Source organism: Streptomyces sp. NPDC002602, from assembly GCF_042889445.1.
Lineage (GTDB): Bacteria > Actinomycetota > Actinomycetes > Streptomycetales > Streptomycetaceae > Streptomyces.
The window spans coordinates 23,455-39,146 of sequence record NZ_JBIAQX010000017.1 but is presented as its reverse complement, the minus strand read 5'-3'; the positions used below and the strand labels follow the sequence as shown (position 1 = coordinate 39,146).

Annotated in this window: 15 protein-coding genes; 9 read left to right on the top strand and 6 right to left on the bottom strand. The window is 73.3% G+C overall.

Features of this window, described 5'->3' with window-relative positions; translation table 11 throughout:
* Nucleotides 1-93 precede the first annotated feature (93 nt).
* Complete coding sequence (locus ACFYW3_RS31830) at nucleotides 94-1,524, bottom strand: carotenoid oxygenase family protein (RefSeq protein ID WP_389388062.1); 1,431 nt, start codon at nucleotides 1,522-1,524, stop codon at nucleotides 94-96.
* 174 nt (nucleotides 1,525-1,698) lie between these two features.
* On the opposite strand from ACFYW3_RS31830, the gene ACFYW3_RS31825 reads away from it, so the two are divergent.
* Complete coding sequence (locus tag ACFYW3_RS31825) at nucleotides 1,699-2,295, top strand: hypothetical protein (protein ID WP_389388061.1); 597 nt, start codon at nucleotides 1,699-1,701, stop codon at nucleotides 2,293-2,295.
* A 52-nt stretch (nucleotides 2,296-2,347) separates the two neighbouring features.
* Here ACFYW3_RS31825 and ACFYW3_RS31820 read toward each other — a convergent pair whose 3' ends face one another.
* Nucleotides 2,348-2,728, bottom strand: coding sequence for a helix-turn-helix domain-containing protein (locus tag ACFYW3_RS31820; RefSeq protein ID WP_351755690.1), 381 nt, complete (start codon nucleotides 2,726-2,728; stop codon nucleotides 2,348-2,350).
* Between the two features lie 126 nt (nucleotides 2,729-2,854).
* Here ACFYW3_RS31820 and ACFYW3_RS31815 point away from each other — a divergent pair, with 126 nt between their 5' ends.
* The 3 genes from ACFYW3_RS31815 to ACFYW3_RS31805 all read left to right on the top strand — a co-directional run bounded on the left by ACFYW3_RS31815 (nucleotide 2,855) and on the right by ACFYW3_RS31805 (nucleotide 5,669).
* Nucleotides 2,855-3,262: a RidA family protein gene (locus tag ACFYW3_RS31815; RefSeq protein ID WP_351755693.1), complete on the top strand. Its 408-nt coding sequence runs from the start codon at nucleotides 2,855-2,857 to the stop codon at nucleotides 3,260-3,262.
* A gap of 118 nt (nucleotides 3,263-3,380) precedes the next feature.
* Nucleotides 3,381-4,517, top strand: a complete 1,137-nt coding sequence (locus ACFYW3_RS31810) for a M20 family metallopeptidase (RefSeq protein ID WP_389388060.1) — start codon at nucleotides 3,381-3,383, stop codon at nucleotides 4,515-4,517.
* Between the two features lie 210 nt (nucleotides 4,518-4,727).
* A complete protein-coding gene (locus ACFYW3_RS31805) occupies nucleotides 4,728-5,669 on the top strand; it encodes a GDSL-type esterase/lipase family protein (protein ID WP_389388059.1) in 942 nt (313 codons plus the stop codon).
* Nucleotides 5,670-6,034: 365 nt separating this feature from the next.
* Here the strand turns inward: ACFYW3_RS31805 and ACFYW3_RS31800 are convergent, their stop codons facing one another.
* Nucleotides 6,035-6,745, bottom strand: a complete 711-nt coding sequence (locus ACFYW3_RS31800; RefSeq protein WP_351755702.1) for a hypothetical protein — start codon at nucleotides 6,743-6,745, stop codon at nucleotides 6,035-6,037.
* A 135-nt stretch (nucleotides 6,746-6,880) separates the two neighbouring features.
* Here ACFYW3_RS31800 and ACFYW3_RS31795 point away from each other — a divergent pair, with 135 nt between their 5' ends.
* Nucleotides 6,881-7,558 carry a response regulator transcription factor gene (locus ACFYW3_RS31795; protein WP_351755705.1) on the top strand — a complete coding sequence of 226 codons (678 nt, stop codon included), beginning with the start codon at nucleotides 6,881-6,883 and terminating at the stop codon, nucleotides 7,556-7,558.
* A gap of 139 nt (nucleotides 7,559-7,697) precedes the next feature.
* On the top strand, nucleotides 7,698-9,179 hold the full coding sequence (locus ACFYW3_RS31790) for a sensor histidine kinase (RefSeq protein WP_389388058.1): 1,482 nt from the start codon (nucleotides 7,698-7,700) through the stop codon (nucleotides 9,177-9,179).
* Between the two features lie 15 nt (nucleotides 9,180-9,194).
* Here the strand turns inward: ACFYW3_RS31790 and ACFYW3_RS31785 are convergent, their stop codons facing one another.
* Both ACFYW3_RS31785 and ACFYW3_RS31780 read right to left on the bottom strand, forming a co-directional pair.
* Nucleotides 9,195-9,941 (bottom strand): nucleotidyltransferase domain-containing protein, encoded by a 747-nt coding sequence (locus ACFYW3_RS31785; protein WP_389388057.1) that lies wholly within the window; start codon nucleotides 9,939-9,941, stop codon nucleotides 9,195-9,197.
* A 52-nt stretch (nucleotides 9,942-9,993) separates the two neighbouring features.
* Entirely contained in the window at nucleotides 9,994-10,722 is a 729-nt protein-coding gene (locus ACFYW3_RS31780) for a TetR/AcrR family transcriptional regulator (protein ID WP_389388056.1), read from the bottom strand.
* Nucleotides 10,723-10,867: 145 nt separating this feature from the next.
* Here ACFYW3_RS31780 and ACFYW3_RS31775 point away from each other — a divergent pair, with 145 nt between their 5' ends.
* Nucleotides 10,868-12,292 carry an amidase gene (locus tag ACFYW3_RS31775; RefSeq protein ID WP_389388118.1) on the top strand — a complete coding sequence of 475 codons (1,425 nt, stop codon included), beginning with the start codon at nucleotides 10,868-10,870 and terminating at the stop codon, nucleotides 12,290-12,292.
* Nucleotides 12,293-12,349: 57 nt separating this feature from the next.
* Here the strand turns inward: ACFYW3_RS31775 and ACFYW3_RS31770 are convergent, their stop codons facing one another.
* Nucleotides 12,350-13,471, bottom strand: a complete 1,122-nt coding sequence (locus ACFYW3_RS31770; protein ID WP_389388055.1) for a helix-turn-helix transcriptional regulator — start codon at nucleotides 13,469-13,471, stop codon at nucleotides 12,350-12,352.
* Nucleotides 13,472-13,654: 183 nt separating this feature from the next.
* On the opposite strand from ACFYW3_RS31770, the gene ACFYW3_RS31765 reads away from it, so the two are divergent.
* A complete protein-coding gene (locus tag ACFYW3_RS31765; protein ID WP_389388054.1) occupies nucleotides 13,655-14,263 on the top strand; it encodes a DinB family protein in 609 nt (202 codons plus the stop codon).
* 162 nt (nucleotides 14,264-14,425) lie between these two features.
* Complete coding sequence (locus ACFYW3_RS31760) at nucleotides 14,426-15,520, top strand: winged helix DNA-binding domain-containing protein (RefSeq protein WP_389388053.1); 1,095 nt, start codon at nucleotides 14,426-14,428, stop codon at nucleotides 15,518-15,520.
* Nucleotides 15,521-15,692 lie beyond the last annotated feature (172 nt).

Below are 15,692 nucleotides of genomic sequence, written 5' to 3'. Positions count from 1 at the left end.
GTGGCGCCGTCGACCCAGGCATCGGCCAGTACGCCGACGTCCTTCGTTGCTTCCGGAGCGGGCGGACGCCGGCCCGGCCCGCGCTCCGGTCCGCTACTCCTCGGTGGGCAACCAGGCCCCGTGGAGACCGAGCGGCACGCGGACCGGGATCCGGATCCGTGCGCAGGGGCCCTGCGCGGGGTCGTGGGCGGGGATGACGAGAAGCAGGCTGGTGCCGTCGGTGCGGTCGGTGGCGAAGGTCAGCCAGTAACCGTGTCCGGTGTCGCGGGTGCCGGGCGTCGGCGCGTAGACGGGCTCGCCGACCGACAGGTCTCCCGCGTCCCAGTCCAGTGCGCCGAGGCCCGCGCCGTCGCCGGTGTACCACCGCAGGGCGTCGTACTCCCCGGGAAGCAGTCCGTCGGTGCGTCCGCTGACGGACGCGACGGCGATCGTGTCGTGGGGTCGGGTGAGCAGACGGTCGTCGACGCGGGGGAACTCCACGCAGGCGTCGTCGAGCTGTGTGCGTCGTACGGTTCCCGCCACGGGGTCGATGACGGCCCGGGTCAGACCGCGATGCGCGGTGGAGCCCCGAACGGGGTCCTGGCCGAGCGACAGCTCGGGCCACTGGACGTAGTCGAGGACGATGCCGCCGTCGCTCGTGTCCTCGTACGCGTTCACGGTGTGCCAGACCCAGAACGCCTCGTCGCTCGCCCAGCGCACCGGGCCCCCGTCGCGCGGGACGAGCGCGATGCGGGTGCCCCGCTCGGGACGCCAGGCCAGGAACGAGCCGCCCCGCATGGCGCCCGCGATGTCGAAGAACGCCGGCGCCAGGACGAGGACGAGATGGCGGGAGGTGAGGGCCATGTCGTGGATCATCAGCGGCTCGTCCACCCCGTCGATCGGGGTCGGGCCGCGCCCCACCGTCCCGTCGGGGTTGACGACGGACCAGGTCAGGTAGGGAGGTTCGAGGGCGTAGCAGAAGACGACCATTTCCCCCGTGGCCGGGTCGATCTTGGGGTGGGCGGTGATGCCGGCCGGGAGTCGCCCGTCGAACGTCTCCTTGCCGAGCGTCTCCAGGTCGGGGCCCATGCGGAAGGGGCAGTCGGACTCGGCCAGGGCGAGCAGGCGCCCCGCGTGCCGGACGACATTGATGTCGGGGAGGTTCTTGAAGGTGTGGGCGAGGTCGGGGCCGACGACGTCCGGACCGGGCGTGATCATGGATTCCAGCCCGCCCCACAGGGCGTGGCCCACCTTCTCCTCCGCGAGGATCGCGGGGGTGCGCACGAAGCGGTTGCCGTAGCGGGCGCGGCCCCCGGAGAGCCACACGCCGTGCAGCATCCCGTCGCCGTCGATGGGGTACAGGTAGGACCCGATCGGGGTGAAGCGCGGGTTGGGGCCATTGCGCAGGTAGAGGCCGTCGAGATCGTGGGGCAGCTCCCCTACGACGTCGAGGTCGACGACGTCCACCTCCTCGGTGACGGGGGCGAACCGTCCGTTGAGGTGGGCCGTACGGGTGGGGTCGAAGGCCGTGGCGTGGGTGGTCATGGGGACCTCCAGGGGGCGGAAGGCGTGCGGCTGCCCTCGAAGCCAGTCAACCGCCGCGAGCGGTGCACTGCCACTTCCGGGGCGCCCGGCCGGCGGGGCAGGGGTGCGCGTCGCGGAGGCGGGGTAGGTCAAGGCCACAACGCACGGGGGCCGTTGGGCGGGGTGGGGGCACGGATGGTGAGGAAGGCGCTGTCGGCCGGCGGTCGGATCCTGTTGCTGGTCGTTCCGGCCGCGGCGGCGTACGGGTCCGCGTGGGCCGTGTGGGCGGGAAGCGGCGGCCGGTCCGCGGTTTTGATCTTCGTCTGCGCGGTGGTCGCCCAGTGGGCGGGCGTGGCCTGGTTGGCCAAGCGCGACGCCATGATCGCGGTGGCGGCCCTGCTGGTCATGAACGTGGCGTGGCTGGCGCTGACCTGGATCCGGACCGACATGCGCGAGGAAGAGACGATGCACGACCGGGGCGTGACCGCGCGGGCCGTGGTGACCGGGTGGATCCGTACGTCCGACCCTCTCGGCGGCGTCTACGACAAGGTCACGTCCATCGATGTGCGACTCCCGGACGAGGCCGGGGTGCGGCGCCTGCAACTGATGGGGGCCGGGGCGCCGGACGTGGGCGAGTCGGTGGAGGTGACCCGCGATCCGGGCGGTCGGGTACCGATCCGTCTCGGCCCCCGCCCGGACGCGCCCGGCGGCGTCCTGGCCACGATCGCGCTGATCGTCATGATCGGCAGCGGCCTGGTCTGTTCCGTCGCGGCCTTCGCCGCCCTCTCGTGAGGTCGCCGCTCTCGTGGAGAGGGAGAGGGGGACGACGGAGCGACTTCGAGCGTCAGGCGTCGAAGCGGTGTCTGGACGCCTCGATGTGACCGAGGTACTGGTGGGTCCAGTCGCACATGCCGTGGACCGTCTGCCGCAGGGCGCGACCCGGCTCGGTGAGGGTGTACTCGACCCGGGGCGGCACGGTGGGGTGCACGCACCGGTCGACGAGGCCGTAGCGCTCCATCATGCGCAGGTTCTGGGTGAGCATCTTGTGGCTGATGCCCTGGATCTCACCCCGCAGCTCACTGAAGCGCAGGGTCCGTTCCGCCAACACGTCGATGATCAACAAGGCCCACTTGTTGGCGATGTCCGAGAAGATCTCGCGCGCGAGGGAGTCCGCGCGCGTCAGGTCCGCTTCGTCGGGCGAGCCGCTGAACTGCTGGGTCACCATGAGGTTCCTCAGTCACTGAAAAGTGCGTTCTTCCATGTCAGCGCACACTCTCCTACGGTTCCCGAGTAACCACAAGAGATCGAGTGCGCGGGAGTTTGTGAGCCCGCGCGACGAGAGGCGGGCAACATGGCCATCACCCTGGTGAACCCCGACGGACTTCCGAAGATCGACGTCTACCGGCAGGTCTCGATCGCGACCGGTTCGAGGCTGGTCTTCATCGCCGGGCAGGTCTCCTGGGACGCCGACGGGGTCACGATCGGAGCAGGGGACCTCGCCGCCCAGGTCGAGCAGTGCTACCTCAACGTCGCCACCGCCCTGGCCGAGGTCGGCGGCTCCTTCGACGACGTGGCGAAGCTGAACGTCCACGTCGTCGACTGGACGCCCGACAAGATGCCCTCGTTCCTGGAGGGCGTGGCCCGGGCGGCGGCGAAACTGGGCGTCACCCCGGTGGCACCGGGCACGCTGGTGGGGGTCGCGGCGCTGGACGTGCCCGACCACCTCGTCGAGGTGGAGGCCATCGCCGTCCTCGACTGAGGTGGCGTCGACCGGGCGGGCGTCGACCGGGGGCGGCGACCTGGCGGGCGGCGTGGGCGCCCGCGTCGGTCACGGGGGTATGGGTGCCCGTCTCGGCGGGCCGGCTAATCTTGCGCACATGACGATGCACCAGAGCGCGGGCGTGAGTGTCGACGCGATGATCGAGGACCTCAGGAAGCTCGTCGAGGTCGAGTCCCCGTCGCGCGACGTCGACGCCCTGACGGCATCGGCCCATGCCGTCGCCGCTCTCGTCGAAAGCCGTCTCGGCGGGCGGGCCGTCCTCGTGGAGAGCGAGGCCGGACCGCACGTCCACTGGTCGGGCGGCGGCAAACCCCGCGTGCTGATCCTCGGCCACCACGACACCGTGTTTCCCCTCGGTACGCTCGACCGCCGCCCGTTCGCGGTCGAGGACGGGCACGCGACCGGCCCCGGGGTCTTCGACATGCTGGGTGGACTGGTGCAGGCCGTTCACGGCCTCGCGACGCTCGACGACCGGTCGGGCGTAGAGATCCTGGTGACCGCCGACGAGGAGGTCGGCTCCGGCTCCTCGCGCACGCTCATCGAGGAAAGAGCCCTCGCGTGCGGCGCCGTGCTCGTCTTCGAGGGCGCGGCCGACGGCGGAGGGCTGAAGACCGGCCGCAAGGGCTGCGGCACCTTCCGGGTCTCCATCACGGGCCGGGCCTCCCACGCGGGCCTCGAACCCGCGGCCGGGGTGAACGCGCTCATCGAAGCCTCACACCAGGTGTTGCGCATCGCGGAGTTGAGCCGACCCGACATCGGAACCACGGTCACCCCGACGGTCGCGTCGGCGGGCACCCTGGACAACGTCGTCCCCGCCGAGGCGACCGTCGTCGTAGACGTACGGGTCGAGTCGACCGCCGAGAAGGAGCGCGTCGAGGCCGCGTTCGCGGCGCTCGCCCCGCACCTGGACGAGGCGGAGATCAGGGTCGAGGGGGCGGTCGGCCGGCCCCCGATGCCCGTGTCGGCGTCAGCCGAACTCTTCGCGGTGGCACAGCGGTTGCTCCCGGGTATCGAAGGCAGGTCGGTCGGCGGCGGAAGCGACGGCAACTTCACCGCCGCGCTGGGGGTGCCCACGCTCGACGGCCTCGGAGCGGTCGGCGGTGGTGCCCACGCGGACCACGAGTACCTGGTGATCGGCGCCATGGCCGAGCGCGCGAACCTCGTGGCCGCACTGGTGCACGCGATTCGCAACCCACTGGACAACGGCCGGGGTTCGGCGGCCGACGCCGCGTGATCCGCGCCGCGTGATCCGCGCCGCGTGATCCGCGCCGATGATCGTCTCGCGCCGTTGGGTGTTGGTCGAGGGTCGAGGGTCGAGGGCCGTGCTCCGCCGTACGCCCCACAGGCCGCGGGGCGATGAGTGGCGCCCTCCCGGTCGTCGCGTTCCGGAGCGGCCATTAGGGTGAGTCGCCTCCCTCCCTGACGAGAAGGCACCCATCTCACAGTGACCGGCACCCGCGCCCACACCCTGTTCTCCTTCGGCACGCTGATGGACGAGCGGGTCCAGACCGCTCTCTTCGGTCGAGCCGTGCCCACCACCCCGGCGTCCCTGGCCGGCCACACGACCCGGCCCCTGCCGATCACCGACCAGGCCGTGATCGCCGCGAGCGGCCTGGACGTACACCTCACCCTGGAACGCGGATTCGGCGCCACCGTCGAGGGCGCCGTGCTGCACCTCACCGACCGGGAACTCGCAGCGGCCGACGCCTACGAGGTCGACGACTACACCCGCCGACGCGTCCGGCTCTCCTCGGGGGAGACCGTATGGGCCTACCTCGACGCGAAGCCGTTGCGTGCCGCGGAGCGCATCGTGATCGTGGGCGACAGCATCGCCTACGGACGCTGTGACCCTCGGGGAGGTTGGGCGGCCCGCCTGGCGGCCACCCACATCGCACGGAACGAGACCGCCCACCGGGTCTTCAACCTGGCCGTCCCCGGCAGCACCCTGACCGACGTCGCCGAGCAGAGCCCGGGGCTCCTGGACGCACGCCTGCCCGACACTCTCCTCGTCGCCGCCGGCATCAACGACTCGGCCCGGCCCCTCGCCCCCTCACGGCCCGGACCCGACGCCGGGCCGCCACACCTCACGGAGAGCCTCGGGGCACTGGCCGCCGCCGCCCTCGACCGCAACGCGCGTCTGGTCCTCGCGGGACCGGCGTGGATCGACGAGGAACGCGTCCGCGACCACGAGGGTCTTCGCTTCACCAGGGAACGAGCCCTGGGCCTGCGCGAGTCCCTGAGGGCCTGGTCCGAGGACAACCACGTCGACTTCCTCGACATGTGGGAGCCGCTGCGGGACAGCCCCGAACTCCTCGCCGACGGGCTCCACCCCACGCCCGAGGGCCATGCGGCGCTCCACCGACACCTCGAGGCGATCGGTCACTGACCCGACACGCGGGCCGCGTTCACCTGACCCGCCGCGGAGTCGGCGGGTCACGGCGATGCGCGTCGGGCGCGCCGGCCGCTCACTCGGACGCACCGATGAGGCGTCCATGCCGGAACCCGGCAACGTGCGGACCCCGTTGACACACGGATGCGACGGGCCCGGGCACGTACGCGACGGGTCCCCAGCACGTACGGGACGGGCCCCGGGCACGTACGGGACGGGTCCCGGGCACGTACGGGACGGGCCCCGGGCACGTACGGGACGGGTCCCGGGCACGTACGGGACGGGCCCCGGGCACGTACGCGACGGGTCCCGGTGCCGGAGGACAGGGGCCTGCGGGCCCGCTGTCCGCCGGCGAGGGAAGGTCAGCGGCCGGGGGCGACCTTGTCGCCCGTGCCTCTTTCGCTCGTGCCCCTTTCGCCCGTGACCGTGTTGCCGGTGACCGTGCCGTCCGTGCCGGACAGGGTGACGGCGTGCCGGACACCATCGGGCCCGATGACGACGGCCAGCCACGCGCTGCCACCGCCCTGTTGCCCGACGACGCGCAGGCTCTCCACCGAGCCGCCGCTCACCGCGCCGGTCGCCTTCTCGACCGCGTCCTTCGCGGCCAGCGAGGGCAGCGGCGCCGGCGCCGCCCTCGGGGTGGTCACCCGCCCGCCGGTGTCCTCGTCGCCGCCGGGCAGGGCCGGGACAGCGCGTTCCCTCCCCGACTGCCGCTCGCCGGCCCGCCGCTCCCCGGGGCGGCCCGGGAAGGCGTGCTCCTCGCCGTCCCCGTCGTGGATCCACGGCCCGAGGATCCCCACGGGGCGCCGGTCCTGGTGGTGTTCGGACACGGCGACGGCCGTGACCGCCGCCGCGCCGCCGACCAGCACCACGGCCGCGCCGGCCACGGCCCAACGGGCTCCCCTGCCCCGCGGGACGACCCGGGCGAGCCCCTTGCGGTCCCGGGGAGCGGTCTCCGCGGCGTTCCCGAGGACCTGAGAGCGGTCGGTCGATACGGTGGGTGCCGCCTGGGCGCCGCTGTCGGGCCGGACGGTCGGGTCGGGCTGGGGCGAGGGTGGGACGGACTGGGACATGCCTGCGACTCCTCAAGACGAACGGCCACCGCGGCCGGTGCGTCCAGAGCTTGCGCGACCCCACCTGAAGCCCACCTGAAGCCGCCTGAAGACCCCTTCAGCAAGCCGGCCGCCGGGCCTGAGACCCTGTTCGGCATGCGCGTACTGGTGGTGGAGGACGAACGACGGCTGGCCGTGGCCCTGCAACGGGGGCTCCAGTCCGAGGGCTTCTCCGTCGACGTGGCCTTCGACGGGCCGCAGGGACTGTGGATGGCCACCGAGCACGACTACGACCTGATCGTGCTCGACATCATGCTGCCCGGCCTGAACGGCTACCGGGTCTGCTCCCGCCTGCGGGCGGCCGGCAACGAGGCCGGGATCCTGATGCTCACCGCGAAGGACGGCGAGTACGACGAGGCGGAGGCGCTGGACACGGGCGCGGACGACTTCCTCTCCAAGCCGTTCTCCTACCTCGTGCTCGTCGCCCGACTCCGCGCGCTGGGCCGACGTACCGGCCGACGCACCCCCCAGACCCTCGAATTCGGAGACCTTCTCGTCGATCCGGCGCGACACGTGTGCTCCCGGGCCGGTACGGAGATCCGTTTGACGGCACGGGAGTTCGCGGTCCTGGAGTGTCTCGCCCGGCGCCCGGGCGAGGTGGTGCCGAAACGGGAGATCCTGGAACAGGTCTGGGACAGCGCCTTCGAGGGCGACCCCAACGTAGTGGAGGTCCACGTGAGCGCGGTCCGGCGCAAGATCGACGCGCCGTTCGGACGGGCCGCGCTGGAGACCGTGCGGGGCGCGGGCTACCGCCTGGCGGTGGACGGTGGCTGAACCGCAGCCCTCCCCGGGCCCACTCCTGAAGCCGATCGTCCCGCCGAGACCGCGCCACCTCCCGAGCCCGTTCCACCCTCCGAGGTCGCGACGGTTCCCGGCGGTGCGCCGCCCGGTGCGGTGGGTGGGGCGGTGGGTCGTGTCGCGGCGCTGGTGGCCGACCACGGTACGGGCCCGGGCCACCGTCGCCGCGAGCCTGGTGGTCGCCGCCGCCCTGACGGCGGCCTCGTTCGCCCTGATCGGTCTGCTGGAGAACAACCTGCTGCGCAACGCGGAGAACGACGCCCGGCAACAGGCCGAGTCGGTGGCCGCGCTCGCCGCCACCGGCAACCTGGGACGGGTCCGGCCCCTCGCCCCCGGCGTCGAGTTTCTCCAAGTGGTCGCCGCGAACGGCACCGTGCTGTTCTCCAGCCCCCGACCACTCGCCGCACCCGGCCCCTTCCGCGCCGGACCCGACCCCGTCGCCCCCGTGCCCGACCCCGACCCCGTCACCCCGGTGCCCCAGCGCCCGGGGCTGCGCCTGCACACCTGGAAGGACCGACCGTTCGGCCGCGAACAGCGTGTGCGGGTGGCCCAGGTCGTCGTCGACACCCCCGACGGGATTGTCACCGTCTACGCGGGAGCCTCGCTGCGCGCCGCCGACGCCGCCGACGACACCACCACCGCCGCGCTCGCGATCGGCATGCCCCTCCTCCTCGCGACCGTCGCCCTCGTCACCTGGCGCGTCACCGGCCGGGCACTGCGCCCCGTCGAGGAGATCCGCGCCGAGGTCGCGGAGATCTCCGACCGGGACCTGCACCGCCGGGTCCCCGTGCCGCCCACGCGTGACGAGGTCGCCCGCCTGGCGCAGACGATGAACACCACCCTGGACCGACTGGAGGCGTCCGGGATCCGTCAGCGGCGGTTCATCGCCGACGCGTCCCACGAACTGCGCAGCCCCATCACCGTACTGCGGACCCAGTTGGAAGTGGCCATGGCGGTCCGGGACCCGGACCTGTGGCCCGAGCTGATCGGGGGCGCGCTGGAAGACGTCGAGCGGCTCCAGCAACTCGCGGCCGACCTGCTCCTCCTTGCCCGGATCGACGCCGCGCAGCCCGTGCCGACCGTGCCCCTGGACCTCACCGAACTCGTCCGGGACGTGGTCGAGGCCCGCGTCGGCGACCGGGTCCCGGTCGGTACGGTCCTCACCGCGGGCGTCCGGGTCACCGGCAACGAACTGTGGCTGACCCGGATCGTCACCAACCTGCTCGACAACGCCCAACGCTTCGCGCAGGAGCGGGTGGACGTGGTGCTGCGCACCGCGCCGGGCGCGGACGGCGCGCCGGTCGCCGTGCTGGAGATCGTGGACGACGGGCCCGGCATCCCGCCCGCGGAACGGGAGCGGGTCTTCGAACGGTTCACCCGCCTCGATGACGCCCGCAGCCGCGATCAGGGCGGGGCCGGGCTGGGGCTGGCCATCGCCCGGGACCTGGCGGCCCATCACGGCGGTTCCGTGGCCGCGGAGCCGAATCCTCGCGGCGCCCGCCTCGTCGTCCGCCTCCCGTCAGAGCCGTCGGTGTCGGTGCCCGGGCGTCGGGGCGGCCGGGCCGGCGGGTCCGGTACGGACACCGCGCCCCGGTAGGGGGTGGGGTGTCCGTCAACGCCCCGCGTCGACGGCCGCCGACTCGACGACACCCCGCCAGGTTCTGCGGTAGCCCTCGCGAAGCGGCCCGCCGACGAGGTCGAGGATCCGAGCGGCGGCTTCGACGAGCGGCGTCGGATCCTGCGATCGACACAGCCGCAGGTGTCCTTCGAGCAGGGCGGATCCGCGTTCCGCGTCCGCGGCCAGGAGGCGTCGTGGCAGCCATTTCCCGCCGCCCGCCCACGCGCGGTGGTGGTCCAGGAGGAGGGCCGCTGCCGCGTTCAGCACGTATCCGGCCACGGCCAGGCGCTCGAAGGGATCACCCGCGTCGCCGAGGTCGTCCAGGGCGTCCGTGAGCAGGTACCGCCTGGTCTCGACCGCATCGGCTCCCAACGGGGGCGGACCCTCGCCGAGGTCCGCCGCGGCGAGCGCCCGGGCGCGCCCCGCCGCTCCCTCGTGGTCGACCAGGACGAGTCCGGTCGCGTACATGCTCTGCAGGGTCGCCCGGCGCCCGGCGACGTCCGCGGCGAAGAGTTCCGCGAGGCCGGCACGAGTGTGGACGAAGAGCTCGACGACACGTCCCTCGACACGGAGGGTCTCGCGGAAGGTCTCGCCGCCGTCCCCGACGAGCACCGCGACGTCGAGGTCGCTGCTCGGGGTCGCCCGTCCCGAGGTCGTGGATCCGGCCAGTACCACGGCGAGTGCTTCGGGGAACCGATCGCGCGTGAGACGTCGCGCGAGGTCGACGGGGTCGGCGTCCATGCGGGACAGGCTCTCATCGGCCTTGGATCATCGTCGACCGGTTTCCGACCCGTCAGCGGTCGGGTTGGTCGGAACGGACCGCGGGGCCGGTCGTGGGCCGCGCGGTCCGCGCGGTCCGCGCCCAGAGGTTGGCCAGGTGGGCGTGCAGGACGTCCCGCGCGGCGTGTGGGGTGAGGTGGCCGATGAGCACGTGCGTGGTGAGACCGTCCGTGAGGGCGAGGAGCGTGCGGGCCTCATGCGACGCGTCGAGGGGCGAGGCGAAGGGTGTGTCAGGCGACGCGTCGAGGGGCGCGGCGAGGGGTGTGTCAGGCGGCGCGTCGAGGGGCGCGAGGCCGTCGACGCTCTCGGCGGCCTCCGCGACGAGGTGCGTGAACGCCTCGTGCAGGGCCGCGTAGTTGGCCTTCAGGGTGGCCGCGAGGGTCTCGTTGACGGCCGCCTGGGCGACGAACGCGAGCCAGACCCGGGCCTCGGCCCGGTGTTCCTCCCGGAGCAGCGCGATCTCGGTGGCCGCGTGACCCAGGGCGGTGCCGGCCGACTGCGCGGGGCTCGCCGCCACTCGGGCCCGGATGCGCTCGCCGATCCGGTCGCCCACCCGCCCGAGAGTGAAGGCGAGCATCTCCTCCTTGGTGCGGAAGCAGCGCTGGACGGCGCCCATCGACACCTGCGCGCGGGCGGCGACGTCGCGCAGGGTGACGCCTTCCAGTCCGCGTTCGTCGGCGAGTCGACAGACGGCCTCGGCGATGAGATGGCGGCGGTCCGCGTAGTCCACCTGCTTGGGCATGCCCGGCTCCTCCCTGACCCCCCGGTGCTTCCGGTGCTCCGGGTCCCCGGCACACATTATGCGATGCGCTCGTATCGATTCCCGGGGTAGTGTTCCGATGCAGATGCATCGGAACGTGTTCAGGGAAGAGGTACCAGACGTGGTGATGGATGCCCTGTGGAGGATGACGGCCGCCGAGCAGGCGGCGGCGGTACGTGGCGCGGACGTCTCCGCCCTCGAAGTGGTCGACAGCCATCTGGAGCGGATCGCCGAGGTCAACCCCCGGGTGAACGCCGTGACGCGGATCCTGGCCGAGCGCGCCCGCGCCGCCGCCGCCCGAACGGACCGCAGGCGGGCCGCGGGTGAGGTGTTGGGTCCGCTCGCGGGCGTGCCGTTCACCGTCAAGGAGAGCACCGCCGTGGAAGGGGTGCCGACCACCTTCGGTGTGGAACGCTTCCGGGACCTGGTGGCGACGGCGGACGCGCCACCGGTGGCGCGACTGCGCGCGGCGGGCGCCATCCCCGTCGGGCACGCCAACATCCCGACCCTCATCCTCGCGGGGATGCACACGCGGAGCGAACTGTTCGGGGACACCGTCAACCCGTGGGACCCCGACCGGACCCCGGGCGGCTCCAGCGGAGGCGACGGGGTGGCCGTCGCCACCGGCATGGCGGCTCTCGGCCTCGGCAACGACTCGGGCGGATCGATCCGCATCCCCGCCCAGTTCAACGGGGTGGCCGGGTTGAAGCCGACCAGCGGGCGCTTCCCCGCGGACCACCGGGTGCTGGGCCCCGACGACCCGGGCCCGGCCTCACAGTTCCTGGTCACCGACGGCCCGCTGGCGCGCTCCGTGGGTGACCTGAGGCTCGCCTACGAGGTACTCGCCGGGACCGATCCGCGCGACCCGCGCGCCGTACCGGTGCCCGCCTACGGCGCACCGATCCCGGGGCCCCTGAAGGTCGCGGTCGTGACGGACCCCGGCGGCCACGGGGTCCACCCCACGGTGTGCCGAGCCGTCGAGGACGCGGCCGAGGTGCTGCGGGACGCCGGGTACGACGTCCGGGAGGTGCCCGACGTGCCGAGGCTCGACGAGGCGCTCGACGCGTACGGTCGGATCGTCGCGACCGAGTTCGCCCCCACCTGGCCCGCGGTGCGCGGGCTGCTCGGGGACGGCGGGGACCGCTACATCGACATGACCATGGAACGGACCCCGCCCGCGAGCGCCGACGCGTTCATGAAACTGATGGGCACCTGGCTGAGCATCCGCCGCTCCTGGGCCGAATTCCTCGACGCGTACCCGCTGTTGATCGGGCCGGTGTTCACCGAGCCGCCGGTCGAGCCGGGATTGGAGTCGCGCGACAGGGCAGGACGGGACCGGGTCGCCTCGGCCATGCGGCTGTGCACCGTGACCAGCTTCGCCGGCGTACCCGCCGTGGCCGTGCCGACCGGGGTGGTCGACGGACTGCCGACCGGGGTGCAGGTCGTCGGACGGGCGTTCCGCGAAGACCTGTGTCTGGCGGCGGCCCAGTCGATCGAGGACCGGCTGGGGATCCTCACCCCGATCGACCCGCGCGGGAGCGGGCGGCGCTGAACCGGCGGCGACGAGGGCCGGGGCATGTGCGCCGTGGCGCTTGAGGCGCGGGGCGACTCAGGTGCCCGCGCCAGGAGTGTCGGGCGAGGCGGGTGTGGCGGTCGTACCGGGTGCGACGGGAGTGTTCGTCGCGGCGCGCGCGTAGCGGTGCGCCAAGTGCGCGAAGGCCTCCCTCAACTCGGTCGGCCCCACGACCTCGATGTCGGCGTCGAACCTGCCGAGGGTGGCGGCCAGTCCGGGCCAGGACCACGAGCCCAGCACGAGCCGGCAGCGGTGCGGGCCGAGTTCCTCGACGAATCCGTCATGTGCGTACCGGGAGACGGCGGCGGCCGGCAGGTCGAGGTTCACCTCGCCGCGGCAGGGCCAGTCTCCGGAGGCGCCGGAGCCGTGGAACCTGCCCGCCACATAGGCGGCCACATCGCCTCCGGGCACCTCGCGCGGAGCGAAACGGGGCCCCGTGGGGACGCGCGGGCTGATCCGGTCCGCGCGGAAGGTGCGCCAGTCCTCGCGATCGAGGTCCCAGGCGACGAGGTACCAGCGGCCGCCCCAGGTGACGAGGTGATGGGGCTGCACCCGCCGGGGAGGGGGCATCGGGCGGCCTGCGTCCCGCTCGCCCCCGCCCCCGCCTTCGCCCCCGCCCTCGTCCCCGCTCTCGCCCTCGTCCCCGTCATCACCGGCTTCCGGCGCAGTCGCGGCCGGGTAGTCGAAACGGAGCACCTCGCGAGCGTGGACGGCGGCGCCGAGAGCCATGAGCACCTCACTGTCCACCCGAGTCGCCGGACGGCTCGCGGGCCGCTCCACGGCGGTGACCTGGAGGACGTCGATCCGGTGGCGCAGCCGCGCGGGCATGACCTGTCGGACGGTGTTCAGCGCCCGCGCCGCGGCCTCCTCGATGCCGGCGCCGCTGCTGGTGGCGATCCGCAGCGCCACGGCGAGGGCGACGGCCTGCTCGTCGTCGAACAGCAGGGGCGGAAGCTCCGCGCCGGAGTCGAGCCGGTACCCGCCGTCGGGGCCCTTGAAGGCCGCGATCGGATAGCCGAGCTCGCGCAGCCGGTCGACGTCGCGGCGCACGGTACGGGCGCTGACGTCCAGCCGTTCGGCCAGGAGCGCTCCCGGCCAGTCCCGGCGGGCCTGGAGGAGCGAGAGCAACGACAGCAGTCGCGCCGAGGTTTTCTGCATGTCCCCAGGATGCCCCGAGTAGCGGACACTACCTGTCCTTTACCTCGGCGACTGTTGTCCCGTACCGCGAACGCGAACGCGAACGCGAACGCGAACGCGCACGAGGACGTGAACGCGGATGAAGACGTGAACGCGGATGAAGACGTGAACGCGGATGAAGACGCCGATCGGAAGGACACCCCCATGAGCCCCACGACCACGCCCCTCTCGAACGAGCCCGCCCCGGCCACGCCGCCCCCGGCCCTCGACGCCGAACGTGCCGACCTGCTCGCCGCCCTCGGAACCGCCCGAGCCGCCCTCCTCAACGCGGTGCGCGGACTCGACGACGATCGGATCGGCGAGCGTCCGACGGCCAGTGACCTGTGCCTGGGCGGGCTGATCAAGCACGTCACGTCCATGGAGGCGGGATGGCTGCGCTTCGTCGTCGAGGGCCCGTCGGCGATGAGGTTCGACCTGCCCGACGGCGTGACCTGGGCCGAGGTCACGGCCGGCACGGCACGCGAGTTCCCGCAGTGGGCCATCGACCACCGCAACGACTTCCAGGTGGCATCCGGGGAGACGGTGGCCGGGATCCTCGCCCGCTACGAGCAGGTCGCGGCCCGCACCGAGGAGATCGTCCGGGCGGTCCCCGACCTGTCGGCGACGCACGCCGCTCCCGACGCGCCGTGGAGCGAGCCCGGCGGGGTGCTCAGCGTCCGCGGAACGCTCCTGCACGTCATCGCGGAGACGGCCCAGCACGCCGGTCACGCCGACATCCTGCGCGAGACGCTCGACGGGCAGAAGTCGACCTGAGGGGCGGGCCCCGAAACCCTGAGACCCGAAACCCCCGAAACCCGAAGTCCCGGGCCGCCGAGCACCCCGTGGTGCCGGCCCCCGGGCGGCCAAGGAGACGCGCATGCCCCATGCCCCGCGCGAGGAGAACCGGACCGGCGTCCCGCCGGTGGGGGGATCCCGATGACCGTCCTCGACACCCGCGCCCTGGGCCGCGCCACGCTCGCCCGTCAATTGCTGCTCGACCGGGCCCGGGTACCGGTCCTCGACGCCGTCGCGCACCTCTGTGGGCTCCAGGCCCAGGAACCGCAGGAACCCTTCGTCGGGCTCTGGTCACGGCTGCACGCGTTCGCCCCCGCCGAGCTCTGCGACCTGCTGACCGGACGGGCCGTGGTGCGTACCCACCTCATGCGCCGCACCGTTCACCTCGTCACGGCCGACGACGCCCTGGCCTGGCGCTCCCGCCACGACGCCATGCTGCGCCAAAGGGTGCTGGGTACCTACCGCGACGACTTCGTCGGGACGGACCTCGACGAACTCGCCGCGGCCGGCCGCGCGGTGATGGCCGACGGCGAACCCCGCTCGATGACCGAACTCGCCAGGGCCCTCGGCAGGCCGACACCGGGGCCGCGGCCCCTGGGAGAGATGCTCGTGGCCGCCCTGCTCCCCATGGCGCAGATGCCGCCGCGCGGACTCTGGCGGACGAAGGCGGGCGTGCGCAACGTCCTGCTCTCCTCCTGGCTGGGGCGCGAGGTCGACCCTCCGTCCCGGGACGCCTCCGACCCGGTGGGGCAGGCGCTCGTCCGGCGCTACCTCGCCGCGTACGGTCCCGCGGCCTCGGCCGACGTGCGCGCCTGGTGCGGTCTCGCCGGCCTGCCGGCGGCGATCTCCGCGATGCGCGAGGAACTGGTCGCCTTCCGGGACGAGCGGGGGCGGGAACTCCTGGACCTCCCCGACGCGCCGCGACCCCATCCCGACACGCCCGCCCCGGTGCGGTTCCTGCCGGCGTTCGACAACGCGATCCTCGGCTATCACGACCGCGGCCGGATCATCGACGACGCCCACCGGGGCCTGTCGGTCGCCGGTGAGCGCGTCGTGCTGCTGGACGGCAGGGTCTCCGCCACGTGGACGGTCGAGGACGGCACCGTGACGGTCACCCCGCTGCGCCGCTTCTCCCGGGCGGACCGCACCGCCGTGGCCGAGCAGGGACAGGCGCTGGCGGCGTTCCTCTCCGACCACGAACACCACCGCGCACGGATCACCGCGTCCCCGCACTGAACGGCCCACCCGTACGGCCTGGGCCGTCTCTTTCGGATCTTGCCGGTCGAGCCCGCGTCGTCCGGTGCCGTGCATCGCAAGGCGGAGAGGCTTCCGAGTACTGGACGTCCTCGGGTGCCTCGACAACGCGGCGAGGTGCGGTGCCGGGCGGCGCGGGTCAGGCAAGATCCGG

What these genes read in the sequence shown, in the direction of transcription:
- ACFYW3_RS31830 (WP_389388062.1), bottom strand. Translation starts at nt 1,524, where the DNA reads ATGACCACCCACGCCACGGCCTTCGACCCCACCCGTACGGCCCACCTC.
- ACFYW3_RS31825 (WP_389388061.1), top strand. Translation starts at nt 1,699, where the DNA reads ATGGTGAGGAAGGCGCTGTCGGCCGGCGGTCGGATCCTGTTGCTGGTC.
- ACFYW3_RS31820 (WP_351755690.1), bottom strand. Translation starts at nt 2,728, where the DNA reads ATGGTGACCCAGCAGTTCAGCGGCTCGCCCGACGAAGCGGACCTGACG.
- ACFYW3_RS31815 (WP_351755693.1), top strand. Translation starts at nt 2,855, where the DNA reads ATGGCCATCACCCTGGTGAACCCCGACGGACTTCCGAAGATCGACGTC.
- ACFYW3_RS31810 (WP_389388060.1), top strand. Translation starts at nt 3,381, where the DNA reads ATGACGATGCACCAGAGCGCGGGCGTGAGTGTCGACGCGATGATCGAG.
- ACFYW3_RS31800 (WP_351755702.1), bottom strand. Translation starts at nt 6,745, where the DNA reads ATGTCCCAGTCCGTCCCACCCTCGCCCCAGCCCGACCCGACCGTCCGG.
- ACFYW3_RS31795 (WP_351755705.1), top strand. Translation starts at nt 6,881, where the DNA reads ATGCGCGTACTGGTGGTGGAGGACGAACGACGGCTGGCCGTGGCCCTG.
- ACFYW3_RS31785 (WP_389388057.1), bottom strand. Translation starts at nt 9,941, where the DNA reads ATGGACGCCGACCCCGTCGACCTCGCGCGACGTCTCACGCGCGATCGG.
- ACFYW3_RS31780 (WP_389388056.1), bottom strand. Translation starts at nt 10,722, where the DNA reads ATGCCCAAGCAGGTGGACTACGCGGACCGCCGCCATCTCATCGCCGAG.
- ACFYW3_RS31775 (WP_389388118.1), top strand. Translation starts at nt 10,868, where the DNA reads ATGGATGCCCTGTGGAGGATGACGGCCGCCGAGCAGGCGGCGGCGGTA.
- ACFYW3_RS31770 (WP_389388055.1), bottom strand. Translation starts at nt 13,471, where the DNA reads ATGCAGAAAACCTCGGCGCGACTGCTGTCGTTGCTCTCGCTCCTCCAG.
- ACFYW3_RS31765 (WP_389388054.1), top strand. Translation starts at nt 13,655, where the DNA reads ATGAGCCCCACGACCACGCCCCTCTCGAACGAGCCCGCCCCGGCCACG.
- ACFYW3_RS31760 (WP_389388053.1), top strand. Translation starts at nt 14,426, where the DNA reads ATGACCGTCCTCGACACCCGCGCCCTGGGCCGCGCCACGCTCGCCCGT.